The organism is Bacillus smithii, from assembly GCF_001050115.1.
In the GTDB taxonomy this organism is placed as follows: domain Bacteria; phylum Bacillota; class Bacilli; order Bacillales; family DSM-4216; genus Bacillus_O; species Bacillus_O smithii.
In genome coordinates, this window is the sequence record NZ_CP012024.1 from 1,275,713 (window position 1) to 1,302,683 (window position 26,971).

Sequence of the window (26,971 nt, forward strand, 5' to 3'; positions counted from 1 at the left end):
AATGAGTGGGGGAAAACGATGGCGAATGTAGCGCGAAAAGTACAAGTGTTCGAGGAACCGGAATTACGGAAACCGATAGCACCCAAGAAAGTACGCCGCCACAAAAGGTGGCTTACTCCGGGTGAAAAAGTGATGATCGTTGTTTTTGCATTGTTTTTTTGTGTGCTGTCCGTGAAAATTATTTCAACTGAAACAGCCATTTATCAAACGAATAAGGAAATCCAACAGATCGAAGCAAAAGTAAAAAATCAACAAAAAGTGAACAAGGATTTACAAATGCAAATCAGCGAAGACAGTACATATAAAAAAATTTGGGAAAAGGCAAGACAACAAGGGCTAAACTTGAATCAACAAAACATTAAGGTTGTGCAGTAACATGAATGGTAATCAAATAAACATCCGAAAAGGAGCAGCGATTTTATTTGTTTTTTTCGCTTTGCTCTTTTTTGTCTTATTTGTACGTTTTTTATACATAGAAATCACAGGAAAAGTAGACGGCCATGTATTGGCAAACGAAGCGTTAAGAAAGTATATGAAAACTGATACTTTGATCGCTCATCGCGGAAACATTTATGACCGAAATGGAGACGTGATTGCCGAGGATATGACCACTTATAAGCTTGCGGCTATTCTGGATAAAAGAGCGACAAGCGATCCGAAATATCCACATCATGTCACGAATCCCAAAAAAACCGCCCGAATTCTCGCCAAATATATTGATATGGATGAAAAAGAAATTTACAAGCGATTAACGAAAAAAGGAGTATTTCAAGTTGAATTTGGCAATGCAGGCCGTAACCTTTCCTACGATGTAAAAGAAAAAATCGAAAAGGAAAAATTGCCCGGGATCGTTTTTCTGCGAGATTCAACTCGATTCTATCCGAACGGCAAATTCGCTTCGCATTTAATCGGGTTTGCCAGAAAAGACGAAAATTCCGATCAAAGTATTGGACAATTAGGGATTGAAAAAGCTTATGACCGATTTTTGCGCGGCAGAAATGGAAAAATTCAATATGAGAGTGATTTATGGGGATATTTATTGCCGAATAAAAAAGAAATGGTGAAAGAACCGAAGAACGGAGATGATATTTATTTAACGATCGATTCTAAAATACAAGTATTTTTGGAAGATGCATTGAACACGGTAGAAAAAGAATACAAACCTTCTAAAATCCTAGCTGTTGTTGCAGATCCGAAAACCGGAAAAATATTAGCGATGGGTCAAAGACCTTCTTTCGATCCCGGTTCGCGGGAAGGTTTGTCCGATAACTGGCGCAATGAAATCGTGGAATCTGCTTATGAGCCAGGGTCGGTGATGAAAATTTTTACGCTTGCGGCCGCAGTAGAAGAAGGAGTATTTTCACCAAATGCCACCTATAAATCCGGAAGCTATAAAGTGGGAACAAGCGTCATACGTGATCATAACGGTGGCGTAGGTTGGGGAACCATTACTTATTTGGAAGGGGTTCAGCGATCTTCCAACGTGGCCTTTGTGCATTTGCTGGATATGATGGGATCGGATACGTTCCGAGAGTATTTGGATCGCTTCCGATTTGGAAAGAAAACAGGAATTGAACTCCCTGATGAAGCTTCCGGAAATATCTTATACCGGTATCCTGTGGAAAAGGCGACGACGGCCTTCGGTCAGGGGACGACCGTAACGGCATTACAGCTCGTTCAAGGAGCTACGGCTATCGCGAATAATGGGAAGATGATGAAACCATATGTGATTGATAAAATCGTGGATCCTAATACGAATAAAATCGTTATGCAAACAAAACCGAAAGAGGTAGGAAGACCAATCTCCTCCAACACGGCAAAAGAAGTTCGGGATATTTTGCGTACGGTTCTCACAGCGAAAAATGGAACTGGAAAAATTTATAATATCGATGGCTATGATGTGATAGGAAAAACTGGAACAGCTCAACTGCCCAACCCTAACGGCGGCGGCTATTTAAGCGGTGCCGAAAACTATCTTTTTTCTTTCTTAGGCATGGCACCAAAAAATGATCCGCAGCTGATCGTATATGTGGCGGTACAGCAGCCTCATCTCAAAAATGAGACGGGAGGAGTCCCGGTGGCCAAAATCTTTAATCCTGTCATGAAAAACAGTTTGCAGTATTTAAATATTAAACCGCAACGAAAGATTACAGCCAAAACGATAACCGTCGACGATTATACGGGAATGAAGGCGGAAGACGCGGTTCAAAAAGTGAAAGAGGCAGGATTGGAACCTGTATTGTTAGGGAAGGGGGACACTGTTCAAAGTCAGGATCCAGAAAAGTCCACAGACCTTCTCGAAGGAGAAAAAGTCATTTTGCGAATAGATGGGCCGCTGACGATTCCTGATTTGAAGGGGTGGTCATTGCGTGACGTGGCGAAAGTAGCGAAGCTGGCGGGCTTGAAGCTGAGTGTGAGCGGAAAAGGCTATGTGATCAAACAAAACATAAAGCCGAATGAAACCATTAAAAAAGGAACGGAGCTTGTCATCCATTTAACACGACCGGAAAATTACGTTAAACAGCAATAAAAAAGAGAGCAAACCAAGGAGACGGATACGAAAAAACGTTCTGCAGAAATATTTAGTCCATGCAGCCGGATCTAAGGCATCTAAACAACAGGGCCTGGGATCCGGCTTTTTCTATTTCAAAAAACTTCATTAGAACCCATTGCAAGATTGTTTATCATCGTTGTAAAAATGAAAGATGCACGTGCATAGTAAACGTCTCCTATTCGCTTTGTTTCAGCGTTAGCAAGTAGACTTCTCTTTCGGGTTTGTCCGTTCTATTAAAAAAAAACAAGCATATATTGGGAACGAGCCTGGAAAGGAGGGGATTTCTTGAAGCGTGTATCTCAAGTTACGGTTCGAAAACGTCTGACCTTTTTGCTGCTTGCAGGGATAGTTATATTCGCCGTTATTGATGTTAGACTTGGCTATGTTCAATTTGCCATGGGAGACATGCTCACGGATAAAGCGAAAGACTCATGGAGCCGAAATATACCATTTGAGCCTGAGCGCGGAAAAATTCTCGACCGAAATGGCGTTGCGCTAGCCACAAACAAGAGTGCTCCGACCATCTATGTCATGCCGCGGCAAATTGAAAATCCTGCAGAAGCTGCCGAAAAGTTGGCGGCTGTTCTGAATGCGAATGAAGAAAAATTGTATAAGCATTTGACGAAAAAAACTTCTATTGAACGCTTACCCGAAGGCAGAAAAATTTCTTATGAAAAAGCAAACGAAATTCGAGCGTTAGGAATCAAAGGAGTTTTTATTGCTGAGGATTCAAAGCGCTATTACCCATTTGGAAGCTATTTGTCGCATGTGCTGGGGTTCACGGGAATCGATAATCAAGGGTTAGCCGGGCTGGAATTGACATATGATAAAGAGTTGAGAGGACAGAAAGGCTCGATGAAATATTATTCTGATGCTAAGGGCAAAAAAATGCCCAATATGTCCGACGACTACCAACCTCCAATGGACGGGGAAGATTTAGTGCTGACCATTGATACAAAAGTGCAAACGATTATTGAAAGGGAATTGGACAATGCAGAAGCCAAGTATAATCCGGACGGAATCATAGCTATTGCGATGAATCCCAATACAGGAGAAATTTTGGCGATGTCTTCTAGGCCTACTTTTAACCCTGCAAACTATAAAGAGGTCCCTCCGGAAATTTACAACCGAAATTTGCCGATTTGGAGCACGTATGAACCTGGTTCGACATTCAAAATTATCACTCTTGCTGCGGCGCTTCAAGAAAAAAAGGTAGATTTGGAGCATGAAAAATTTCATGATCCCGGTTATATTGAGGTGTCGGGTGCCACACTACATTGCTGGAAGCGGGGAGGACACGGGACGGAAACATTTTTGGAAGTGGTCCAAAACTCCTGCAACCCTGGTTTTGTCGAATTGGGAGAACGTTTGGGAAAAGAAAAATTGTTCAAGTATATTCATGATTTCGGCTTTGGCGAAAAAACCGGGATCGACTTGCAAGGAGAAGGAAAAGGGTTATTATTCCCTATGAATAAAGTAGGGCCAGTTGAATTGGCTACTACCGCTTTCGGTCAAGGTGTTTCCGTTACTCCCATTCAGCAGGTAGCAGCTGTTTCCGCTGCTATCAATGGCGGAATTTTGTACCAGCCGTATGTAGCAAAAGAATTAATTGATCCAAACACTCATGAGGTTCTGATGAGAAAAACTCCCGTTAAAAAGAGAAGAGTGATTTCGGAAGAGACATCTAAAAAAGTTCGCTATGCATTGGAAAGTGTCGTTGCGAAAGGGTCGGGAAAAAACGCCTATGTTGATTCTTACCGGGTGGGCGGAAAAACCGGAACGGCTCAGAAAGCACAAAACGGGCGTTATTTAGAAAATAATCATATCGTTTCTTTTATCGGGTTTGCACCTGCGGATGACCCTCAAATCGTCGTCTATGTGGCAGTCGACAATCCTAAAGGCACGATTCAATTCGGAGGAACCGTCGCGGCCCCGATTGTAGGCAAAATCATGGATGACAGTTTGCAAGCGATGAATGTCAAACCAAGAAAAAATCAAATCGAGAAAAAACGACAATGGAACGACCCGAAAGAAATCAAGATTCCCAATTTGGAAGGAATGACAAAAAAAGAATTATTGGAACAACGATATCCATTACAATTCGATGTAAGCGGAAATGGAAATAAAGTGGTCAATCAATCTCCAAAACCGGGAACGAAAGTAGAAGAGGGGGCTACTGTCCGCATTTTTATGAATTAGCTGCAGGCGGCAATATGCCGCCTACCCATCTTTCTTCTTCAAAAAGTTAAGCAGAACCTACCATTCTGTGTTAATATGATTAAGTGACTGCCACAGCTCGACATTTTTTTCAATCTGTCTTTCCGTTTTAAAGTCATTTTTCTTCGATATTGGTTCGCATTCTCGCAGGAATTTCGTTAAAATGAGAAAAGAGTGGCTGTCATGGCCAAGTATCCATCATCATAGTAAAGATTGAATAAGCAAAACAGCCATACAGCCAAATACATAGGATGGATGCGACTGTTAGAAAGGATTGGACATAATGAAACTGCAAAGTTTGATAAAATCATTGCCTTTTTATCAGCTTACTTCCGAGCAAAACCCAGACATCACTTCGATTGAAAACGATCATCGCCAAGTGAAAAAGGGTTCCCTTTTTATTTGTATTAAAGGGTATACGGTAAATGGTCATCAGTTTGCGAAGGCAGCAGCGGAACGACAGGCTGCAGCGATCGTGGCAGAGGAGCCTGTTGACGTTGATGTCCCGGTCGTATATGTAAAAGATACAAAAAGAGCGATGGCCGTATTGGCCGATGCCTTTTATCAATCGCCGACAAAATCGTTAAAATTAATCGGAATCACGGGAACGAACGGTAAAACGACGACCAGTCATTTGCTGTACGAAATATTTCAGAAAGCGGGCGAAAAGGCTGGTTTGATCGGCACCATGTACATAAAAATAGGGGATAAAACGCTGGAAACCAAAAATACGACACCCGACAGCTTAACGTTGCAAAAAGTATTTCATCAAATGCAGGAAGAACAGGTCACGGCGGCGGCAATGGAAGTTTCCTCGCATGCCCTTGTCGAGGGGCGGGTGCATGGCTGTGACTATGATATTGCCGTTTTTACGAATTTAACTCAAGATCATTTGGATTATCACAAAACGATGGATGAGTATCGGAGAGCCAAAGGGCTGTTATTTGCCCAGCTGGGAAATACCTTTGACAGAGAAAAGCAAAAATTTGCCGTGCTGAACATCGACGACCCGGCTTCCGAGTACTTTATCCGCGAAACAGCTGCCCATATTGTCACGTACGGCATCGAACGGGAGGCTATATTTCGAGCCAAAAATATTGAACTCCACCCTTCGGGAACAACGTTTGATTTAGTGTATCCGGACGGGGAATGTCAGATAAAAACGAAACTTGCCGGAAAATTTAATGTGTATAATGTTTTAGCGAGCATTGCTGCCGCATATGTTGCGAAAGTGGACTTCGATACGATCGTTTCAGCGGTAGGAGACATCGAAGGAGTGGCCGGCCGTTTTCAATTAATTCATGAAGGCCAAGATTTTTCTGTTATCGTGGATTATGCTCATACTCCAGACGGACTTGAAAATGTACTGAAAACGGTGCGCCAGTTGACAGACAAACGGATTTTCGTCGTCGTAGGCTGTGGCGGAGACAGGGACCGAACGAAGAGGCCTTTAATGGCGAAAGTAGCTTGTCAATATGCGACAGATCCGATTTTTACTTCGGATAACCCCCGTAGTGAAAATCCTTTAGCTATTTTGAAGGACATGGAAAAAGGGGTTGAAGGAGAGAAATACGAAATCATTCCGGATCGCCGTGAGGCCATTTTCAAAGCGATTAAAAAAGCATCCGCCGGCGATGTCGTTGTCATTGCGGGAAAAGGCCATGAAACGTACCAAATTATCGGCGATCGAGTGCTTCATTTTGATGATCGGGAAGTAGCTATTGAAGCTTTGAAGGAGAGATAAATCCATGCTATTCATGAAAGAAATAGCCGGATGGTTCAAGCAAGTCGCGGGAGCCAAAATGGAGGAAATTCGAATTGAAACGGTTTCGATCACTTCCTCATTATCGATGCCAAAAGGGCTTTATTTGCCTGTTGAAGAAAATCCGAATTTTTTAGCGGCGATAAAACAAGGAGCGATTGCGGCATTGTGGAACACGGACAGCCCTTTGCCGAGATCGGTGCCTAACGATTTTCCAGTTTTTCAAACACAAGATTTATTTGATGCCTTTAACACGATTGCTGAGAATTACAAGAAAAAAATAGAACAAGAAGAGTGGAAAGAAATGACAACTTTTATTTTTTATCAAAACGATCCATCATTCAATCAATATTTACCATTCCACCTAGATGATGAAAGGGAAATGGAACAGCTGTTTTCATCTATTAATCAATATGGGAAGAGGAGGGGATAACGATGATGGAACAAGTGATTTTCTATACGATCTTGATGGGGTTTTTAATCACTGTGCTTCTTTCGCCCATTTTTATCCCCTTTTTGAGAAGATTAAAATTTGGGCAAAGCATTCGCAAAGAAGGGCCAAAATCCCACCAGAAAAAATCAGGCACACCAACAATGGGCGGAATCGTTATTTTACTGTCTATCATCATTACGACTCTAGTGATGACCGGAAAGTTTTCCAAACCGAATGTGGAAACCTATCTATTGCTTTTTGTGACAGTTGGATTTGGTCTGCTTGGATTTTTAGATGATTTTATTAAAGTGGTGATGAAGCGGAATTTAGGGTTGACATCCAAGCAAAAATTGTTGGGTCAAATCATTATTTCCGTTATTTTTTATTTTTTCTATAAGCAGCATCATTATTCAACGGAGTTGTCCATTCCATTTACGGATATATCGGTCGATTTGGGCTGGTTGTATGTATTGTTTGTTATTTTTTGGCTTGTTGGTTTTTCCAATGCTGTCAACTTGACAGACGGTCTTGACGGGCTTGTTTCGGGAACGAGCGCGATTGCATTCGGGGCGTTCGGAGTGTTGGCTTGGAATCAATCGCAATATGAGACAGCTGTGTTTGCGATGGCAGTGGTGGGAGCTGTGTTAGGATTTCTCGTCTTTAATGCCCACCCGGCCAAAGTGTTTATGGGAGATACCGGTTCGTTGGCGCTTGGAGGTGCGATTGCCACCATTTCTTTGCTAACGAAGCTTGAGCTCGTCCTTCTGGTCATCGGTGCGGTGTTTGTCGCAGAGACGCTGTCTGTTATATTGCAAGTGATTTCTTTTAAAACGACCGGCAAGCGTATTTTCCGGATGAGTCCGCTGCATCATCATTTTGAGCTCGGCGGTTGGTCAGAATGGCGTGTCGTCGTGACTTTTTGGACGGCCTCTCTTATTTGTGCAGGACTAGGAATCTATATCGGAGTGTGGGACTAATTGAAAACGATCACTAAATTTCAGCATAAAAAAGTATTAGTATTGGGCCTCGCCAAAAGCGGAGCAAGCGCGGCTTCACTTCTACATAAGCTTGGCGCATTTGTCACAGTAAACGATAAAAAACCTTTGCAGGAAAATCCTCAAGCCCAAGATTTACTGGAACAGGGCATAAAGGTGATCACGGGTTCCCATCCCATCGAATTGTTGGATGAGGGATATGAGTATATCGTCAAAAATCCCGGCATTCCTTATTCGAACCCTCTTGTTCGGGGGGCTTTGGAACGTGGGATTCCGATTTTGACGGAAATAGAATTGGCTTATTTAATTTCGGAAGCTCCTATCATCGGCATTACCGGCACGAACGGCAAGACAACGACAACGACGTTAATTTTCGAGATGTTAGAAAAGGATGGGAAGCGGCCGCTTATCGCCGGAAATATTGGAAAAGTAGCTTCTAAAGTTGCCCAAAAGGCAACGGAAGAGAATATAGTGGTCATGGAATTGTCTTCTTTTCAGCTGATGGGGATTGATACGTTCAGGCCTCATATTTCCATTATTACGAATTTGTATGAGGCTCATCTTGATTACCATGGAACAAAAGAAGAATATGCAAAAGCGAAAGCGAATATTACGAGAAATCAAACAGAAGACGATTATCTGATTATCAATGGCGATCAAGAAGAACTAATTGAACTGACGAAATTTTCCAAAGCGAAAAAAGTTCTATTTTCCACTAAACGGGTGATTGAGGACGGAGCTTATATCCAAGACGGCATCGTCTATTTCCGTGGTGAAAAATTGATCGATACAGAGGAAATTGCTCTCCCGGGATCCCATAATTTAGAAAATATACTGGCTGCAGTTGCAGCCGTTAAATTGGCCGGCGGGGGAAATGAAGCGATTCGAAACGTGTTAAAAGTTTTCGCTGGAGTAAAACATCGCACTCAATATGTCGGTGAAGTGAATGGCCGAAAATTTTACAACGATTCGAAGGCAACGAATACGTTGGCGACTAAAGCCGCTTTAAGCGCCTTTCAAAGCCCGATTATTCTCCTTGCAGGCGGTCTGGACCGCGGAAACGGTTTTGACGATCTTATTCCTTATTTAAAAAATGTGAAAGCTGTCATTACATTTGGACAAACAGCAGAAAAAATTTCCGAAACGGCGCGCAAAGCGGGCATTAAAACGATTGTTCATGCGGAGAATGTGAGCGATGCAGTGCCAAAAGCATATCAGTTATCAGAGAAAGGGGACATTATTCTGTTATCGCCGGCATGCGCCAGCTGGGATCAGTATAAAACTTTCGAACAACGCGGTGATATTTTTATTGAGGCTGTGCATAGACTGAAGTAAGAGCTTGTCTAGTGGATGCACGGACCCAACAAAGAATTAACACCTACGATCGGCTAATTTCGTGCTGATTAGCTCAAATCTATGTCTATCGAGGTGTTGGCTTTGTCTTACAAAAAGTCTTCCCCGGACTTTGTTTTAATTGTACTGACACTTAGTCTTTTGGCCATTGGGCTCATCATGGTTTACAGCGCCAGCGCCGTTTGGGCGGAATATAAGTTTGGTGATTCATTTTATTTTGCAAAAAGGCAGCTGCTTTTTGCCGGCGCTGGCGTCATGGCGATGTTCTTTCTCATGAACGTGGAGTATTGGATATGGCGTTCATGGTCAAAAGTCATTCTGCTTGTTTGTTTTGCATTGCTCATTCTTGTGCTAGTGCCGGGAGTGGGAACAGTCAGAAACGGTTCGCGAAGCTGGATCGGGGTCGGTGCGTTTTCCATCCAGCCATCCGAGTTTATGAAACTGGCTATGATCGTTTTTTTGGCAAAATATTTATCAGAACGGCAAAAGTACATTACCTCTTTTAAAAAAGGGCTGGTACCTACATTGTCTTTAGTGTTTTTGGCCTTTGGACTCATTATGCTCCAGCCGGATCTTGGAACAGGAACTGTCATGGTGGGCACATGCATTGTGATGATCTTTATCTCCGGTGCTCAAATCAAACATTTCGCTGGCTTTGCTTTTGTCGGGCTGATTGGTTTTGCGGGTCTTATTCTTTCGGCACCTTATCGGATGAACCGCATTACCTCTTATCTGGATCCGTGGTCTGATCCACTGGGAACCGGTTTTCAGATCATACAATCGATGTATGCTATTGGACCAGGAGGATTATTTGGGCTGGGCTTGGGAGAAAGCCGGCAAAAATTTTTCTATTTGCCGGAGCCGCAAAACGATTTTATTTTTGCCATCTTAGCGGAAGAATTGGGGTTTATCGGCGGCAGCATTGTGCTCCTTTTATTTACGCTTTTATTATGGAGGGGCATACGCGTTGCATTGGGGGCTCCAGATTTGTATGGAAGTTTTTTGGCAGTGGGCATTATTTCCATGGTGGCCATCCAAGTCATGATCAATGTGGGCGTGGTGACCGGATTGATGCCGGTCACCGGCATCACCCTTCCTTTCTTGAGTTATGGCGGTTCTTCCTTGACGCTTGTATTAGCAGCCATTGGGATTCTTTTAAATGTAAGTCGTTATTCCCGATATTAAAAAACTGGAGACCTTATCTTTTAAGGTTTCCAGTTTTTTGTATGTGCGCCCGGCATGTACATGAACTATAGGGTGTAAGTCCCGAACCCCGAAGACAGAAGTAGAGGTTAGCCAAGAGCAAGGGTGTCCGTGGTGACGCGGAATCTGAAGGAAGCTGGAGGCAAAACACCGGTCCGAGGAACACGAACCTCATATAAGGCTAGGTATGATTGAGTGAGTTTGCATAACAAAACAAAGCTCTTTCTGTCGAAGGTCATATCGAGTAAATGAGGCGGATAGATGGTGTGAAAGTGCATGTACTTACCCGGGGAGGTCTGGCGGATATGTGAAGTACTCTTCATAACCTACTTAGTGATAAGTAGCTGAACCGTCAGAAGTCAGCAGAGGTCATAGTATTAGTTGGTCTAGAACAACTAAGAAGGACCGAACAATTAAGAGAGAATAGCCCTTGGTATTCAGTGAGTCATGATGAACACAGAAAACGTAGTACCTCACTTGAGGGAGGAAGCGGTGAATCCCGTGGGAGACCTCTTGGAGGGTGGAGTGACCACTGGCATAAAGAGAACAGCTATTCACGGAAGTTATAAAGACTTGCGTCAATTATCTTAATTGAACCGCCGTATACGGAACCGTACGTACGGTGGTGTGAGAGGACGGGAGTTAATCGCTCCCTCCTACTCGATTTTTTGGGCATCTTTCATCATTCAGAAGACGAGAATCCTTGTTATTTAACAAAATGCTTACAAGATATGTTACAATGTTGCAATTTCTATTAAATTGTATTTGCGCATGGACATTCATTCGCTAAAATATAGTATGATAATGTAGTCGACCTTTGTGAACGTGTTTTCCGAAAAAGAAACAGGATGTGGATTGACTATCATGAATACGTACATAACAGTGAAAGAAGAATTTGAGGTGAAAAGAATATGAAAATCGTCGTCAGTGGCGGCGGTACTGGAGGGCATATTTACCCGGCTTTGGCTCTCATCAGGACCATAAAAGAAAAACATGCCGAAACTTCTTTTTTGTATATCGGAACAGAGAAGGGATTAGAATCAAAGCTTGTTCCGAGAGAAGGAATTGAGTTTCGCTCTATTCATATTACGGGTTTTAAACGTTCTCTTTCTTTTGAAAACGTGAAAACGGTGGCTCGTTTTCTAAAGGGTGTAAGAGAATGCAAGAAGTGGCTGAAAGAGTATAAGCCGGATATTGTCATCGGTACCGGCGGCTATGTGTGCGGACCGGTCGTATACGCCGCGTCGAAATTACATATTCCCACCATCATACACGAACAAAACAGCGTTCCTGGTTTAACCAATAAATTTTTAAGCAAATATGTTGATAAAATAGCGGTTTGTTTTGAGGCAGCCGAGGAATTTTTCCCACGGGAAAAAGTCATTTTGACTGGAAATCCCCGGGCTTCCGAAGTGGTTTCTGCGGAGAAAAATGGGGCTTTGCGTGCATTTGGATTAAAAGAAAATGTTCCTACTGTGCTTATTTTTGGCGGAAGCAGGGGAGCAAGACCTTTAAATGAAGCAGTCGTCAAATCGCTGCCTGTGTTAGGAAACAAACCGTATCAAATTTTGTATATAACAGGAGAAATCCATTTTGAGAATGTCAAAAAGGAAGTCTCTTTAGCAGGAAAGCCGTCCAATGTCGCTATTGCTCCGTTTGTCCATAATATGCCGGAGATATTAAAAGAAGTAGATTTGGTTGTTTCTCGTGCCGGAGCAACTACTTTAGCAGAACTAACGGCGCTTGGAGTACCGAGCATCTTAATTCCGAGCCCTTATGTGACGAACAACCATCAAGAAAAAAATGCTCGGACTTTAGCCGATAAAGGAGCGGCAGTATTGCTTTTAGAAAAAGAATTGTCACCGGAGCGGCTGGTCAAGGAGCTGGATGCCGTTTTAACAAACGAGAATCGACTGAAAAAAATGAAGCAAGCTTCTTCCAAATTGGGAATTCCAGATGCATCTGATCGATTATACCAAGTAATGGTTGAACTGGCGAACTCATCGGATCCCCAATAAGGCCGATTAATCCTAGCTGCGTGTCCGTACAAGAAAATAGGATGAATCAACTGTACTATGCGCCGTGTGTTTCCTGGCCTTGGACAAGGTGAGCAGAGGGAACATGCTCCTAGTATCTGTTCAGCAACATCAGGGAGGGAATGGAGTGGAAAATGGGAAAATCGTCTCGTTGGAGGATCGGATTCCTAGATTAAAAGAATATCGCAAAAGGAAGGCGAATCGCCGGCTGATTTTACTTCTTTTTCTTTTTTTCTTATTAGTGTTGTCAGTGGTCTATTTTTTGTCGCCTATCAGCCATGTAAAAGAAGTGACTGTTTCTGGAAACCATGTGCTGAAAACGAAAGATATTATCAAATGGAGCAATATTGAAAATGGAATGAGCATTTGGAAATTGAACAAGGACGATGTGGAAAAACGGCTAAAAAAAATACCCGAAATTAAATCATCAGACATATCCGTCCGGTTCCCGAACCGTATCCATATTAAAATCAAGGAAATGAAGCAAATCGGCTATCTCGCGAATGGCGACACATATGAACCGGTTCTGGAAAACGGACGTGTGATAAAAGAAAAAACTGTAAAGATTCCAAAACAATTACCCATTCTATTTGATTTTAAAAAAGATGATGTTTTAAAAGAAATGGTGAAATCGTTAAACGAATTGCCGGTTGAAATCGTCAATTCCATTTCAGAGATACACTACACACCGAAAAAAACGGATCGCTATCATATAACGCTTTATATGAATGATGGTTATGAAGTAAGAGCAACACTTGAGACGTTTTCGAAAAAAATGGTGTATTATCCTTCCATTGTTAGTCAATTGGATCCGAAAGTAAAAGGAGTTATCGATTTAGAAGTAGGTACTTTTTTTCAATCCTATAAAGGAGAAAAGAAACAAAACAATAGATAAAGGAAAGAAAGGTCGTTAGGTCATAAGAACTATTTTTGTTCATGAAAGAAATTTTTTTTTGCTATGGTTTCCGTAAAAAATACAATATTTATGTACCGTTGAAATTCGGAAAAAGCGATTAATGAATGGAAACGTATGGCAAAAACTATTTTTAACTGTCCTATTGCGTTCTGGGTGGATAACTGACATAAAGTTTAAGGATGGGCGGGAGTGAAAGAAAAAAGAAAAACGACGTAGGAGAAAATCCTTTAGCTAAATTTCGCTTTTCTCCCTTTGAATCTTAGTGTAGACTTGTATTTAGCATACTTTTGCCATTGCATCGCAATAAACTTTTTTAAAAAAATTTTCATGAAGATGCAAAGCTATGAGCGATGAAAAAAATTCATATTTTTTAAAGGGAAATAAGTAAAAAATGACGAATAACTTAACAAGGTATTTACAAGAATTGGTCAATTGTTGTTCACAATCGGATTACGCTGGATGTAAGATAAAGGAGGTGCCAGAGAATGAACAGCAATGAGATTTATGTCAGTCTTGACATCGGTACATCCACAGTTAAAGTCATTATCGGCGAAATGGTTAATGATTCATTAAATATCATCGGTGTCGGAAATGTAAAATCGAAAGGAATTAAGAAAGGATCCATTATTGATATAGATGAAACCGTTCATTCTATAAAAAAAGCAGTCGAACAAGCTGAAAGAATGGTTGGAATGGAGATCAAGCAAGTGATCGTTGGCATTCCGGCCAATCAAGTGCAGCTGCAGCCGTGCAGCGGAGTAGTCGCTGTATCTAGCGAGAATCGTGAAATTACAGATGAAGATGTTGCTAGAGTGATAGACGCCTGCCAAGTGATGCCGATTCCGCAGGATCGGGAAATAATCAATGTTTTGCCTAAACAATTTATCGTGGACGGATTGGATGAAATCAACGATCCAAGAGGAATGATAGGGGTCCGCTTGGAAATGGAAGGAATCTTAATAACCGGATCCAAAACTTTATTACATAATACATTACGTTGCGTAGAAAGAGCTGGACTGGAGATTCTGGAAATCGTCCTGCAGCCGTTGGCAGCCGGAACGGTGGCGTTATCACGGGACGAACAAATATTAGGCACTGCGTTGATTGATATTGGCGGAGGTTCAACCACCTTAACGGTATTTGAACAAGGACATATAAAAGCCACAACGGTTTTTCCTGTGGGCGGCGATCATATTACGAAAGATTTATCCGTTGGACTTCGGACCAATACGGAAGATGCCGAAAAAATAAAAATAAAATTCGGCCATGCGTTTTATGATCTTGCCTCGGAGGACGAAGTTTTCAGTGTGCCAATCATAGGAAGCGACCAACATCAGCAATTCAATCAATTAGAAATTTCTGATATTATTGAAGCTAGATTGGAAGAGATTTTTGAATTGGCACGGCAAGAAATGAAACGGATGGGTGTCCATGATTTGCCGGGCGGCATTGTTCTTACTGGCGGAGTTGCCAATATGCCAGGTGTGATGGAATTAGCTCAAAGCATTTTTGAAAATCGAGTACGCATTGCAGTTCCTGATTACATTGGTGTTCGAAATCCACAGTTTATCACATCTATTGGATTGATACAGTACGCTTACAAGACTGCAAGAATGCAAGGAAGAACGGTAAGTGCGAATCCGGAACCGGTCATGGTGCCGGACGCGAGAATTCAAAAAGAAATAGAACCGCAACCTTCGAAAGAAAAAGTGAAGCCTGACAAACATAAAGAAGAAAAATTTACTGCTAAAATGAAAAGAATTTTTGGTTACTTTTTTGATGAGTAGTCATCTTGAGGGAATAACGACGAATTAGGAGGATTTGTCATGTTGGAGTTTGATATGAGTGTAGATTCATTTGCGTCGATAAAAGTAATCGGTGTTGGCGGCGGAGGAAACAATGCGGTCAACCGTATGATTGAACATGGTGTACAAGGGGTAGAATTTATTGCCGTCAACACAGATGCACAAGCGTTGAATTTATCCAAAGCGGAAATCAAAATGCAAATTGGGGCCAAGCTGACCCGAGGATTGGGAGCCGGTGCCAACCCGGAAGTAGGAAAAAAAGCAGCTGAAGAAAGCAAAGAACAGATTGAAGAAGCGCTCAAAGGAGCGGATATGGTATTCGTAACAGCCGGTATGGGCGGCGGTACAGGAACCGGGGCCGCTCCGGTCATCGCTCAAATTTCAAAAGACTTAGGAGCTTTGACTGTTGGAGTCGTAACGCGCCCATTTACATTTGAAGGAAAAAAACGGGCAAACCAAGCAGCCGGGGGAATTGCGGCAATGAAAGAAGCGGTGGACACGTTAATTGTGATTCCGAATGACCGCCTTCTGGAAATTGTCGATAAGAGCACCCCGATGCTCGAAGCCTTCAGGGAAGCCGATAATGTATTGCGTCAAGGAGTTCAAGGCATTTCTGATTTGATTGCCGTTCCTGGATTGATTAACCTCGATTTTGCTGACGTCAAAACGATCATGTCTAATAAAGGATCAGCTTTGATGGGAATCGGAGTGGCTTCCGGTGAAAATCGGGCAGCAGAAGCTGCGAAAAAGGCTATTTCCAGTCCGCTTCTTGAAACGTCCATTGATGGCGCACAAGGTGTTCTCATGAATATTACGGGCGGAACAAACTTAAGCCTATATGAAGTACAAGAAGCAGCAGACATTGTAGCTTCTGCATCAGATCAAGAAGTCAATATGATTTTTGGATCTGTCATCAATGAGAATTTAAAAGACGAAATTGTCGTCACTGTCATTGCGACTGGATTTAAGCAAGATACATCACAAAACAGTAAACCGATTCGTACCGGATTGGGACAAGCCAAAGCGAGTGCTGCTCCTTCCAGTCATATCAAGCGTGAAGGAAAAAAAGAAGAAGCCTCTCACTTTGAAACACCTTCTCGTTCCAATGTTCAACCGCTGGAAGATACGCTTGATATTCCAACATTTTTACGCAATCGCAATCGCCGCAGATAAGTGAAAAAACGATATGAACATAAATGAAGAAAATGACTGTCTCCATTCCGTAATCTATGGTTTTTGGAGGCAGTCATTTTTTGTGCTAAGTATCAAACGATAGAGATCGTATTTTTAGCCGCTCTTGGAGAATGAAAGTTAGCCACATGCTGCAATGGGATGGAATGTGCGATCCATGAATAAAGATTCATTTAAATTTCGAATCTTGCCGGCTATTGTGACAAATCATAGGCGGTTTTATAGCATCCTCTCTTATTTCGGCCCCTTTTAAACTCATCATTCTTAGAAAATGATTGTCAAAAGAAGATTATAGAACAGTTTAAGGAATAAAGCTGACAATTTTCGAATATATCATTAAAAAAAAACCTATTATCGAATCCAAATTATGACACACTTTGGATGTGCAGTAGGATATACTTCGATAACAAAAGGGAAGAAAAAGGGGGAAAACATTGGTAGTCTATCTCGATGTGATATGGCTATTAAACTTGCTGGTGGACAGTTTGTTGTTATGGATGACGGCGCTTTTTTTAAAAAGGCAAGTGTCCTTTTTTCGTATTCTTCTCGGAGGGATAATCGGATCTTGCCTTGTTCTTCTATTGGCAACCAAGTTTGCGCCGATCGCGGGAAATCCGGCTGTGAAAGTTTTGTTCTCCATATGGATGGTATTGGCGGTGTTCGGCTATAAAAGGTTTCGCTTTTTTCTGTCCAATTTACTGACATTATATTTTGCAACTTTTCTGCTGGGGGGAATCTTAATAGGCATTCATTATTTTATTTCATTTGATTCCGATCTTCACTCCGCCACGCTTCTAGCAAATGTAAAAGGATTTGGCGATCCCATCAGCTGGGTGTTTGTCATGTTGGCGATTCCGGTTGCTTGGTATTTCTCTAAACGAAGATTGGAAGATTTTGAAACGGCCAAAATTCAATATGATCAACTTGTTGATGTGATGATTCATTTTGCCGGCTGCCAATTGGAATTGAAAGGGCTTGTCGACAGTGGCAATCACCTTTTCGATCCTTTGACAAAAACGCCCGTTATGATTGTTTCTACCAAAGGTCTGGAAAATACTCTTCCTAGAGAAATATTGGAAATAGCCGAAGAACCAGATAAGTTTTTAAATGGGGAATTAGAATTAAACCAAAAGTGGGCGGACCGGGTCCATTTCATTCCTGCTCAAAGCGTCGGAAAAACTCGTCAGCTTTTGCTGGCTTTTAAATCGGATGGGGTGGAAATCCAAAACCAACCTAGAGGAACTGTCAGCAAAGCATTGATTCATTTTACCGTTCAACAATTGTCGGCAGATCAATCTTTTGCATGTATCGTTCACCCGAAATTAGCGGCAACTGCCCCGAAAGAAAGTGCATCTTAACGTATTATTACTATACTCGTATGGATCGAAAATAGAAGGGGGATGACAAAAAATGAAAAAATGGAGAGTGCGATGGACGTATTTGTGGTATAAATTATTGATTGCTTTAGGATTAAAAACCGATGAAATTTATTACATCGGGGGGAGCGAGGCTCTTCCTCCGCCGCTGTCTAAAGAAGAAGAAAAAGTGCTGCTTGAGAAGCTGCCAAAAGGGGATAAAGCCGCTCGATCCATTTTAATTGAACGCAACTTAAGGCTGGTAGTCTACATCGCCCGAAAATTCGAGAATACAGGCATTAACATAGAAGATCTGATTAGTATCGGTACAATTGGTCTCATCAAAGCCGTTAACACGTTTAATCCTGAGAAAAAAATCAAATTAGCTACATATGCCTCTCGCTGTATTGAAAATGAAATTTTAATGCATTTAAGAAGAAACAATAAGATCCGTTCTGAAGTTTCCTTCGATGAGCCACTCAATGTCGATTGGGATGGAAACGAATTGCTTTTATCGGATGTGCTTGGTACTGAGGATGATATTATCACGAAAGACTTAGAATCGACTGTGGACAAAAAATTGTTGTTTAAAGCTTTGCATCAACTATCGGACAGAGAGAAGCAAATTATGGAGCTGAGATTCGGCCTGAACGGGGAAGAAGAAAAAACGCAAAAAGATGTCGCAGATATGCTTGGAATTTCCCAATCATACATTTCTCGGCTGGAAAAACGAATTATTCAAAGACTCCGAAAAGAGTTTAATAAAATGGTTTAAACAGTTAAGATTGATTGACATCCGATCATTTGTCGGAAAATAAAAAATAGATGGAAATAATAAATTTTAAAAGCGATCTAACGAAAAATACGGGCCAATCGCTTTACAGATAAGCGGCGGCGACAGGTTTTGAAGATGGATTCAGGCGTGCATAAAATTCCCTTCCAAGGAGATACTGATCTTTGAAATAGCAGCTCCTGCAAGGAGGGGAATCAATGGCTCGCAACAAAGTTGAAATCTGTGGTGTGAATACTTCTAAACTCCCTGTATTGAAAAATGAGGAGATGCGTGAGCTTTTTAAGCAAATGCAAGCAGGTGACATTTCTGCAAGAGAAAAGCTCGTTAATGGAAATCTTCGTCTTGTTTTAAGTGTGATCCAGCGGTTTAATAATCGCGGTGAATACGTGGATGACTTATTTCAAGTGGGCTGCATCGGATTAATGAAATCGATCGATAATTTTGATTTAAGTCAAAATGTTAAATTTTCCACTTATGCGGTCCCGATGATTATTGGGGAAATTCGCCGTTATTTGCGAGACAATAACCCAATCCGTGTTTCGCGTTCCCTTCGAGACATCGCCTATAAAGCGTTGCAAGTACGGGAACGGCTGATCAGTGAAACCTCAAAGGAACCAACAGCCGAAGAAATCAGCAAGGAATTGGATGTCCCCCATGAAGAAATTGTGTTCGCATTAGATGCCATTCAAGATCCCGTTTCTCTTTTTGAACCCATTTATAATGACGGGGGGGATCCCATTTATGTCATGGATCAGCTGAGCGACGAGAAAAATTTAGACAGCCAGTGGATTGAAGGGATCGCGCTTAAAGAAGGAATGAAGAGATTGAATGAACGCGAAAAAATGATCATAAGGAAACGCTTTTTCCAAGGAAAAACTCAAATGGAGGTGGCCGAAGAGATAGGCATTTCGCAAGCGCAAGTTTCAAGATTGGAAAAAGCGGCCATCCGACAAATGAATAAAAATATTCAATAAGAAACGGACCTCGCAAGCGAACAGCTTGCGGGGTCTTTTGTGCGGAGAAAGAGCATATATTGTAACAATAAGACGGAAAAGAAATGGGGAGAGATAATGGCAAGAGTCTCTGATTTTCAAGTGAAGGACGTTGTCAATGTTTCTGACGGAAAAAAGCTTGGAAATATAACGGATATTGAAATTAATCTCGATACTGGAAAAATTGATGCGATTGTGATGAATAACGGCGGAAAAGTCCTTGGCTTTTTTGGAAAAGAAGAAGAAACAGTCATACCTTGGAGTCAGATAGTAAAAATCGGCGAAGATGTGATTCTTGTCCGAACACGCGGATCTTATTATACTCAGTCGAAATTAGAAGAACCAAAAGAATAAATCACTTTAACAGTGACGTTTGTTGGCAATCGTGTTAAACTAAAGAAAAAACGGGAGTTGTCGTTATGACAGAACCTTTTCGTTTAATGAATGACCTCTATATTCTTGACTCCTGGATGAAGAACAATTCCGGCCTCGTAGCCGGATTTACGACGAGAAATGGAGGAAAAAGCAGCGAACCGTTTCGCAGCATGAACTTGGCGTTTCATGTCAATGACAACAGCGACGATGTGTGCGAAAACCGCCGTATATTAGCAAAAAAGATCGGGTTTCCTCTTCAGCAATGGGTAAGCGCAGAACAGACTCATGGAAAAAATATTCGCCGCATCTCGCAAAATGATCGTGGAAAAGGCGCACTTCGTTATGAAGATAGCATAAAGGACACTGACGGTTTTTACACAGAGGAAAAAGGCATTTTGCTTACCATGTGTTATGCTGACTGTGTCCCTATCTATTTTCTTGCCCCTAAACAGCAAAGAATCGGCATTGTTCATTCCGGATGGAAAGGAACCGTGCAAAAAATTGCCGGGGAAATGGCGGCAAAATGGCTGAGTGATGGAATCGATCCGACTGAGCTTTTTGCGGCCATTGGACCTTCTATCTGCCAAAATTGTTATCAAGTGGATGATCGTGTCATTCAACAAGTCGATGCCGTTCTATCTCCTAACGACGACATTCCATATGTTGAAACAGAAAAAGGGCGTTATCAATTGGATTTAAAAGCGTTAAACCGCACTATTTTAGAAAATGCGGGATTGCCAAAAGAAAACATCCTTGTCACCTCATTATGTACAAGCTGTCATCACGAGTTTTATTCTCATCGCCGCGATAATGGAAAGACGGGGAGAATGCTTGGTTTTATCGGATGGAATAAGGAGGTTTCGCATCTTGAGAGTAGCCGATAAGCTGGCAAACATACAAAAACAGATTGAAGAAGCATGTGGACGTTCAGGGCGCAGTCCGGAAGAAATTCAAATCGTGGCCGTTACGAAATATGTATCCGTTGAGAGGGCGAAAGAAGCTCTGGATGCAGGGATCATTCATCTTGGCGAGAATCGAGACGATAGTCTTCTTTCCAAGTGGGAAGCATTAAAAGATCAGCCTGTGTGGCATTTTATCGGCACGCTGCAAAGCCGAAAAGTAAAAAACATTATAGATAAAGTTTCCTACATACACTCTTTGGATAGACTGTCGCTCGCTAAAGAGATCGATAAGAGGGCGAATGAACCAATCTCTTGTTTCGTCCAAGTGAATACGTCGGGAGAGGAAACGAAACATGGATTAGCTCCTGAAGCGGTTGAAGATTTTGTTAAGCGATTGGAAGAATTTCCAAAGATTAAGGTGGTCGGTCTCATGACGATGGCCCCGTTTACAACCGATGAGCTCATCATAAGGGACTGTTTCAGACGATTGAAACAATTGCAGTTGGAAATTCAAAATCTCGATTTGCCTTATGCGCCTTGCACGGAACTATCTATGGGCATGAGCAATGATTTTCCCATCGCGATTGAAGAAGGTGCAACTTTTATCAGGATCGGAACAGCTCTTGTAGGTGAATAAAGGAGGGTTGGAAGGATGGGAATCAAGTCAAAAATTAAAACGTTTTTCCTTTTGGACGATGATTATGAAGCGGTTGAGGAGAGCGAAGTACAGGAAGAGCCGAAACAACCGTCAAAAGAAGCTCCAAAACGAAATGTTGTCAGTTTGCAAAGTGTGCAAAAATCATCTAAAGTGATTTTAATAGAACCGCGTGCTTTTGCTGAAGCTCAAGAAATTGCAGATCATTTAAAAAGTCATAAAGCGGTGATTGTCAATTTACAAAGAATCCAGCATGACCAAGCCAAAAGGATTGTGGATTTTTTGAGCGGAACTGTTTATGCTATTGGTGGAGACATCCAGCATTTAGGACCGAAAATTTTTCTTTGCGCTCCTGACAATGTGGAGGTTTCCGGTTCTATTTCTGAAATATTGTCAGAAGAAAATATGGATAATTCAAGGTGGTTATAAGAAGAATGGTATTCGTTTTTAATGCTTTGTCTTGGCTCATTGAAATCTATTCATGGGCGTTAATTATCTACATTTTGATGTCTTGGTTGCCTGGAGCTAGAGAATCTGGTTTCGGACAGTTTCTTGCTAAAATATGTGAACCTTATTTAGAACCGTTCAGACGCATCGTGCCTCCGATCGGGATGATAGATTTTTCCCCTATTGTGGCGTTCATTGTTTTAAACCTAGCTACTCGGGGACTGCATCAACTTGCCTACTGGGTGTTATAGCAGAGTTGAAAATTCCGTTTCGCAACGTTTTTTGTGATCGTTGCGAAAGGAAAATTCTGTAATCATGCTAATCATGACCGACAAACCATTGTGCGGAAGAGAAAGGTTATTTAAATATTTATTTCGATTTCGTTAGTGAAAAGGAGTAAACGATGTCATCGATTTATCAGCACTTTCGACCGGAGGAAAAGGAATTTATTGACGATGTCCTCGAGTCGATTCGACAGGTCGAAGAAAAATATGCACCAAAATTGATGGATTTTTTAGATCCTCGGGAACAGCAAATTTTGTCTTCATTGCTGGGGAAAAACACCGAGGTTAACGTGTCGTTTTTCGGAGGAACGGTACAGGCGGAACGAAAGAGGGCGCTCCTTTATCCGCCTTACTTTTCTGTACAGCAAGAAGACTTTCAAGTAGCGCTTTTTGAAATTCTCTACCCGCAAAAATTTGTTGTTTTAAATCATCGCGACGTATTAGGAAGTTTAATGGGTCTTGGACTTCGACGCGAAAAATTCGGCGATATTCTAGCTAAAGAAGGGCGTTTTCAGTTTTTAGTTGCTGCGGAAATGGCTGATTTTGTGAAATTAAATTTTCGTCAAGTGGGAAAAGCGTCCGTCCAATTGGAAGAAAAAAAACTAGAAGAAGCGATTGAATCAGAAGAAAGCTGGCAACCGGTTCAAACAACCGTCTCATCGTTGCGTTTAGATGTTATGATTTCCGCTTATGCCAAGCTGTCCCGCCAAAAAGTGCAGACGATGATCAAAAGCGGCTTAGTCAAAGTGAATTGGAAAGTGGTGGACAACCCTGCTTTTCTATGCGAAGAAGGGGATGTTCTCTCCGTGCGTGGAAAAGGAAGGTGCAAGCTGCTGTCGATTGATGATAAAACAAAAAAAGAGAAGTGGCGAATTACATTAGGTCTTTTGAAATAATTTGGGGAAAATTGCAAGATATTCATTACAAATGGGAAAAAAACCGTTATAATAAAGTCCATAGATAGGTATGGAGGTGGCTGTATGCCTTTAACGCCCTTGGACATACATAATAAAGAATTCAGTAAAGGATTTAGAGGCTATGATGAAGATGAAGTCAACGAGTTTCTAAATCAAGTGATTAAAGACTACGAACTGATATTGCGGGAAAAAAAAGATCTGGAAGAACAGCTGGAATCTTTGCGTGAACGTCTGAATCATTATTCAGATATTGAAGAAACGCTCAATAAATCGATTTTGATCGCTCAGGAAGCCGCGGAAGACGTAAAGCGGAATGCTCAAAAAGAAGCTAAGCTAATCATTAAGGAAGCGGAGAAAAATGCGGATCGCATTGTCAATGAAGCTTTATCAAAAGCGAGGAAAATCGCTCTTGACATCGAAGAGCTCAAAAAGCAGTCAAAAGTATTTCGCACTCGTTTTAAAATGCTTGTGGAAGCCCAACTGGATTTGTTAAACAACGACGATTGGGATCAGCTGATGGAATTTGAAGTAGATGCAACCGATCTTAAAAGTCTGCAAAATGAACACGAGGAGTAAGATTTATTTTTGATTGTCTCACCGTTCTATCCGGAAGAGAGTGCCGTTGCAAGACTTGACTGACAGACATACGATTTCTATAATGTAAAAGGTATAAGGGAAAAACGATGACGGGGAGAGTACATTCTTTTAGCTTATTGTTCAGCGAGCCGGGACGGTGGAAGCCGGTATAAGCGAAGAGTGGAAGATCACCCTTGAGTTCTGTCTTTGAAAATCCAAAACGGATGTGTAGAAGACAGCGGTTTGTTCACGTTACGAATGAAAGAGAGGGCAGACAGTTTGTTTGCCAATAAGGGTGGTACCGCGGGAATCATCAACCTTCTCGTCCCTTTTTGGGGATGAGAAGGTTTTTTTGTATTTACATTCACGAACGGACAAGGAGGTAAAAAGAATGGACTATAAAGAAACACTGTTAATGCCTAAGACGGATTTTCCAATGCGTGGGAATTTACCAAAAAGAGAGCCTGCCATTCAAAAAAAATGGGAAGAAATGAATATTTACCAAAAAGTGCAAAAACGTACGGAAGGACGCCCCCTTTTTGTTTTGCATGACGGCCCTCCTTATGCGAACGGAGATATTCATATGGGGCATGCGCTGAATAAAATTTTAAAGGATTTTATCGTCCGCTATAAATCAATGAGCGGTTATCACGCCCCTTACGTTCCCGGTTGGGATACGCACGGACTTCCGATTGAACAGGCTTTGACGAATAAAGGCGTCAATCGGAAAGAAATGAGCGTGGCCGAATTCCGTAAACTTTGTGAGCAGTACGCTTACGAACAAATTAACAATCAGCGTGAACAATTTAAAAGACTAGGTGTACGAGGCGATTGGGAGAATCCTTATATTACATTAAAGCCGGAGTATGAAGCCCAACAAATTAAAGTTTTTGGTGAAATGGCCAAAAAAGGATACCTTTATAAAGGCCTAAAACCGGTATATTGGTCTCCTTCCAGCGAATCGGCCTTGGCAGAAGCGGAAATCGAATACAAAGACAAAAGATCCCCGTCCATTTATGTTGCTTTTCCTGTGAAGGATGGAAAAGGGGTACTGGATTCGGATACAAGCATCGTCATTTGGACGACCACTCCTTGGACGATACCTGCCAATCTTGGGATTTCGGTTCATCCTGACATTAATTACGTGGTAGTTCAAGTCAATGGCCACAAATATGTGGTGGCGGAAGCTCTGCTTGAAGATGTATCATCTACGCTTGAATGGAATGAGCCAAGTGTAGTGAAAACATTAAAGGGCACAGAACTGGAGTATGTCGTTGCCAAACATCCTTTATACGGACGCGATTCCTTAGTGATGCTGGGAGAGCACGTGACCACGGATTCAGGTACGGGATGTGTTCATACAGCTCCTGGACACGGGGAAGACGATTTCTTGGTCGGGAAAAAATACAATTTGGATGTCTTATCAGTGGTAGATGATAAAGGCTGCATGACAGAAGATGCTCCAGGTTTTGAAGGACTCTTTTACGATGATGCGAATAAAGCCATTACGAAAAAATTGGAAGAAGCAGGCGCACTGTTAAAACTTGCGTTTATTACCCATTCTTATCCACACGATTGGCGTACGAAAAAACCGGTCATTTTTAGAGCCACTGCTCAATGGTTCGCTTCTATCGACGCCTTCAGAGAACAGCTTCTGGAAGCCGTAAAAGAAACGAATTGGGTGCCTGAATGGGGAGAAACTCGTCTTTACAATATGATTCGTGACCGCGGTGATTGGTGTATTTCCCGTCAGCGGGCTTGGGGAGTGCCGATTCCGGTATTTTATGCGGAAAACGGGGAAGCTATTATTACCGATGAAACCATTCAGCATGTTTCGGAATTGTTCCGTCAATACGGTTCCAATGTATGGTTTGAAAGGGAGGCTAAAGATCTTCTTCCGGAAGGATTTACTCATCCTGGCAGCCCGAACGGTCAATTTACAAAAGAAACGGATATTATGGACGTATGGTTTGATTCCGGATCATCGCATCAAGCCGTTTTACTGGAAAGAGAAGAATTGAACCGTCCTGCCGATCTGTACTTGGAAGGTTCCGACCAATACCGCGGCTGGTTTAACTCTTCATTGACAACCGCTGTCGCTGTAACGGGAAAAGCTCCGTACAAAGCCGTTCTTAGCCACGGATTTGCTTTAGACGGTGAAGGACGAAAAATGAGTAAATCGCTTGGCAACGTGGTTGTACCGGCAAAAGTCATGAATCAATACGGCGCTGATATTTTGAGACTTTGGGTAGCTTCTGTTGATTTTCAAGCCGATGTGCGCGTGTCTGATGCGATCTTAAAGCAAGTTTCGGAAGTGTATCGCAAAATCCGCAATACGTTCCGATTCCTTTTAGGAAACCTTGCCGATTTCGATCCGAAAAAAGACTCGCTTTCTTATGACAACCTGCGTGAAGTCGACCAATATATCCTTGTAAAATTAAATCATTTAATTAAAAGTGTTCACGATCATTATGAACATTATGAATACTCGGCGATTTATCACGAAATTAATAACTTTTGCACATTTGATTTAAGTTCGTTCTATCTCGATTTTGCGAAAGACATTCTGTATATTGAACCGATGAACTTCTATGAACGGAGGGCCATTCAGACCGTTTTGTATGAATGTCTCGTTTCCCTCGTCAAATTAATAGCTCCTATTCTGGCGCATACGGCGGATGAAGTGTGGGAACATATTCCGGGTGTAACGGAAGAAAGTGTGCAGTTAACTGACATGCCGGTTTATAAAGAGATTCCTAACAGTAAAGAATTAGAAGAAAAATGGGATCAATTTATGAAACTGCGCGATGATGTTCTTAAAGCGCTAGAAGAGGCGCGGAACGAAAAAATAATTGGAAAATCGCTGACCGCCCACGTCAAACTTTATGTAAACGATGAAACAAAAGCTCTGCTTGATTCCATTCATGAAAACTTAAAACAATTGTTCATCGTGTCGGGATTTGAAGTAGCTGGTCGGTTGGAAGACGCTCCTGAACACGCCTTAAAGCTGGAACGGGCAGCCGTTGTGGTCGAAAAAGCGGAAGGGGAAACATGTGAACGCTGCTGGACAGTGACGCCGGAAGTTGGATCAGATCCGGAACATCCGACTCTTTGCCCGCGCTGTGCGGATGTGGTGAAAAATCATTATTCCCATTTAGCTTAATTCGAAAGAAGCTTTGGATCATAATTTATCCAAAGCTTCTTTTTCTT

Annotated in this window: 23 protein-coding genes and 1 other annotated feature; all 23 genes read left to right on the plus strand. The window is 41.9% G+C overall.

From position 1 onward, the window contains the following. The first annotated feature begins 18 nt into the window (after positions 1 to 18). The 23 genes from ftsL (at position 19) to ileS (ending at position 26,924) form a co-directional block, all read left to right on the plus strand. Positions 19 to 375 (plus strand): cell division protein FtsL, encoded by a 357-nt coding sequence (gene ftsL / locus BSM4216_RS06070; protein ID WP_048623097.1) that lies wholly within the window; start codon positions 19 to 21, stop codon positions 373 to 375. Position 376: 1 nt separating this feature from the next. Further along, complete coding sequence (locus BSM4216_RS06075; protein WP_048623098.1) at positions 377 to 2,530, plus strand: penicillin-binding protein; 2,154 nt, start codon at positions 377 to 379, stop codon at positions 2,528 to 2,530. Between the two features lie 309 nt (positions 2,531 to 2,839). After that, positions 2,840 to 4,753, plus strand: a complete 1,914-nt coding sequence (locus BSM4216_RS06080) for a stage V sporulation protein D (protein WP_048623099.1) — start codon at positions 2,840 to 2,842, stop codon at positions 4,751 to 4,753. A 301-nt stretch (positions 4,754 to 5,054) separates the two neighbouring features. Next, positions 5,055 to 6,515, plus strand: coding sequence for a UDP-N-acetylmuramoyl-L-alanyl-D-glutamate--2,6-diaminopimelate ligase (locus BSM4216_RS06085; protein WP_048623100.1), 1,461 nt, complete (start codon positions 5,055 to 5,057; stop codon positions 6,513 to 6,515). A 4-nt stretch (positions 6,516 to 6,519) separates the two neighbouring features. Continuing rightward, entirely contained in the window at positions 6,520 to 6,966 is a 447-nt protein-coding gene (locus BSM4216_RS06090; RefSeq protein ID WP_048623101.1) for a hypothetical protein, read from the plus strand. 2 nt (positions 6,967 to 6,968) lie between these two features. Beyond that, entirely contained in the window at positions 6,969 to 7,943 is a 975-nt protein-coding gene (gene mraY, locus BSM4216_RS06095) for a phospho-N-acetylmuramoyl-pentapeptide-transferase (protein WP_048623102.1), read from the plus strand. Then, a complete protein-coding gene (murD, locus tag BSM4216_RS06100; RefSeq protein ID WP_048623103.1) occupies positions 7,944 to 9,296 on the plus strand; it encodes a UDP-N-acetylmuramoyl-L-alanine--D-glutamate ligase in 1,353 nt (450 codons plus the stop codon). A 102-nt stretch (positions 9,297 to 9,398) separates the two neighbouring features. Further along, positions 9,399 to 10,499 carry a stage V sporulation protein E gene (spoVE, locus tag BSM4216_RS06105; RefSeq protein ID WP_003354483.1) on the plus strand — a complete coding sequence of 367 codons (1,101 nt, stop codon included), beginning with the start codon at positions 9,399 to 9,401 and terminating at the stop codon, positions 10,497 to 10,499. Positions 10,500 to 11,428: 929 nt separating this feature from the next. Then, positions 11,429 to 12,535 (plus strand): undecaprenyldiphospho-muramoylpentapeptide beta-N-acetylglucosaminyltransferase, encoded by a 1,107-nt coding sequence (gene murG / locus BSM4216_RS06110; RefSeq protein ID WP_048623104.1) that lies wholly within the window; start codon positions 11,429 to 11,431, stop codon positions 12,533 to 12,535. A 145-nt stretch (positions 12,536 to 12,680) separates the two neighbouring features. Then, a complete protein-coding gene (locus tag BSM4216_RS06115; RefSeq protein ID WP_048623105.1) occupies positions 12,681 to 13,448 on the plus strand; it encodes a cell division protein FtsQ/DivIB in 768 nt (255 codons plus the stop codon). A 506-nt stretch (positions 13,449 to 13,954) separates the two neighbouring features. Beyond that, positions 13,955 to 15,256: a cell division protein FtsA gene (ftsA, locus tag BSM4216_RS06120; RefSeq protein WP_048623106.1), complete on the plus strand. Its 1,302-nt coding sequence runs from the start codon at positions 13,955 to 13,957 to the stop codon at positions 15,254 to 15,256. Between the two features lie 39 nt (positions 15,257 to 15,295). Continuing rightward, a complete protein-coding gene (ftsZ, locus tag BSM4216_RS06125) occupies positions 15,296 to 16,447 on the plus strand; it encodes a cell division protein FtsZ (RefSeq protein ID WP_048623107.1) in 1,152 nt (383 codons plus the stop codon). Between the two features lie 452 nt (positions 16,448 to 16,899). Next, complete coding sequence (spoIIGA, locus tag BSM4216_RS06130; RefSeq protein ID WP_048623108.1) at positions 16,900 to 17,823, plus strand: sigma-E processing peptidase SpoIIGA; 924 nt, start codon at positions 16,900 to 16,902, stop codon at positions 17,821 to 17,823. Between the two features lie 52 nt (positions 17,824 to 17,875). Continuing rightward, the gene (gene sigE, locus BSM4216_RS06135; protein WP_048623109.1) at positions 17,876 to 18,595 is read left to right on the plus strand and encodes an RNA polymerase sporulation sigma factor SigE; all 720 of its coding nucleotides are present in this window, start codon (positions 17,876 to 17,878) and stop codon (positions 18,593 to 18,595) included. A 215-nt stretch (positions 18,596 to 18,810) separates the two neighbouring features. Continuing rightward, a complete protein-coding gene (gene sigG / locus BSM4216_RS06140; protein ID WP_003354491.1) occupies positions 18,811 to 19,587 on the plus strand; it encodes an RNA polymerase sporulation sigma factor SigG in 777 nt (258 codons plus the stop codon). Positions 19,588 to 19,683: 96 nt separating this feature from the next. Continuing rightward, complete coding sequence (locus BSM4216_RS06145; protein WP_003354492.1) at positions 19,684 to 19,959, plus strand: YlmC/YmxH family sporulation protein; 276 nt, start codon at positions 19,684 to 19,686, stop codon at positions 19,957 to 19,959. 65 nt (positions 19,960 to 20,024) lie between these two features. Then, positions 20,025 to 20,864: a peptidoglycan editing factor PgeF gene (gene pgeF, locus BSM4216_RS06150; RefSeq protein ID WP_048623110.1), complete on the plus strand. Its 840-nt coding sequence runs from the start codon at positions 20,025 to 20,027 to the stop codon at positions 20,862 to 20,864. Beyond that, on the plus strand, positions 20,848 to 21,519 hold the full coding sequence (locus BSM4216_RS06155) for a YggS family pyridoxal phosphate-dependent enzyme (protein WP_048623111.1): 672 nt from the start codon (positions 20,848 to 20,850) through the stop codon (positions 21,517 to 21,519). Before pgeF ends, BSM4216_RS06155 begins: the two co-directional genes overlap by 17 nt. A gap of 15 nt (positions 21,520 to 21,534) precedes the next feature. Beyond that, positions 21,535 to 21,966 carry a cell division protein SepF gene (locus BSM4216_RS06160; protein ID WP_048623112.1) on the plus strand — a complete coding sequence of 144 codons (432 nt, stop codon included), beginning with the start codon at positions 21,535 to 21,537 and terminating at the stop codon, positions 21,964 to 21,966. A 5-nt stretch (positions 21,967 to 21,971) separates the two neighbouring features. Further along, positions 21,972 to 22,235: a YggT family protein gene (locus BSM4216_RS06165; RefSeq protein ID WP_003354496.1), complete on the plus strand. Its 264-nt coding sequence runs from the start codon at positions 21,972 to 21,974 to the stop codon at positions 22,233 to 22,235. Between the two features lie 152 nt (positions 22,236 to 22,387). After that, on the plus strand, positions 22,388 to 23,164 hold the full coding sequence (locus BSM4216_RS06170; RefSeq protein WP_003354498.1) for a YlmH family RNA-binding protein: 777 nt from the start codon (positions 22,388 to 22,390) through the stop codon (positions 23,162 to 23,164). Positions 23,165 to 23,248: 84 nt separating this feature from the next. Further along, a complete protein-coding gene (locus BSM4216_RS06175) occupies positions 23,249 to 23,761 on the plus strand; it encodes a DivIVA domain-containing protein (protein WP_048623113.1) in 513 nt (170 codons plus the stop codon). A gap of 98 nt (positions 23,762 to 23,859) precedes the next feature. Continuing rightward, positions 23,860 to 24,094, plus strand: a binding site (T-box leader). Positions 24,095 to 24,152: 58 nt separating this feature from the next. Further along, entirely contained in the window at positions 24,153 to 26,924 is a 2,772-nt protein-coding gene (gene ileS / locus BSM4216_RS06180) for an isoleucine--tRNA ligase (protein ID WP_048623114.1), read from the plus strand. The last annotated feature ends 47 nt before the right edge of the window (positions 26,925 to 26,971 follow it).

Coding starts and splice junctions, on each gene's coding strand:
- ftsL (WP_048623097.1), top strand. CDS start 19: ATGGCGAATGTAGCGCGAAAAGTACAAGTGTTCGAGGAACCGGAATTA.
- BSM4216_RS06075 (WP_048623098.1), top strand. CDS start 377: ATGAATGGTAATCAAATAAACATCCGAAAAGGAGCAGCGATTTTATTT.
- BSM4216_RS06085 (WP_048623100.1), top strand. CDS start 5,055: ATGAAACTGCAAAGTTTGATAAAATCATTGCCTTTTTATCAGCTTACT.
- BSM4216_RS06090 (WP_048623101.1), top strand. CDS start 6,520: ATGCTATTCATGAAAGAAATAGCCGGATGGTTCAAGCAAGTCGCGGGA.
- mraY (WP_048623102.1), top strand. CDS start 6,969: ATGATGGAACAAGTGATTTTCTATACGATCTTGATGGGGTTTTTAATC.
- murG (WP_048623104.1), top strand. CDS start 11,429: ATGAAAATCGTCGTCAGTGGCGGCGGTACTGGAGGGCATATTTACCCG.
- ftsA (WP_048623106.1), top strand. CDS start 13,955: ATGAACAGCAATGAGATTTATGTCAGTCTTGACATCGGTACATCCACA.
- ftsZ (WP_048623107.1), top strand. CDS start 15,296: ATGTTGGAGTTTGATATGAGTGTAGATTCATTTGCGTCGATAAAAGTA.
- sigE (WP_048623109.1), top strand. CDS start 17,876: ATGAAAAAATGGAGAGTGCGATGGACGTATTTGTGGTATAAATTATTG.
- sigG (WP_003354491.1), top strand. CDS start 18,811: ATGGCTCGCAACAAAGTTGAAATCTGTGGTGTGAATACTTCTAAACTC.
- BSM4216_RS06145 (WP_003354492.1), top strand. CDS start 19,684: ATGGCAAGAGTCTCTGATTTTCAAGTGAAGGACGTTGTCAATGTTTCT.
- pgeF (WP_048623110.1), top strand. CDS start 20,025: ATGACAGAACCTTTTCGTTTAATGAATGACCTCTATATTCTTGACTCC.
- BSM4216_RS06160 (WP_048623112.1), top strand. CDS start 21,535: ATGGGAATCAAGTCAAAAATTAAAACGTTTTTCCTTTTGGACGATGAT.
- BSM4216_RS06165 (WP_003354496.1), top strand. CDS start 21,972: ATGGTATTCGTTTTTAATGCTTTGTCTTGGCTCATTGAAATCTATTCA.
- BSM4216_RS06170 (WP_003354498.1), top strand. CDS start 22,388: ATGTCATCGATTTATCAGCACTTTCGACCGGAGGAAAAGGAATTTATT.
- BSM4216_RS06175 (WP_048623113.1), top strand. CDS start 23,249: ATGCCTTTAACGCCCTTGGACATACATAATAAAGAATTCAGTAAAGGA.
- ileS (WP_048623114.1), top strand. CDS start 24,153: ATGGACTATAAAGAAACACTGTTAATGCCTAAGACGGATTTTCCAATG.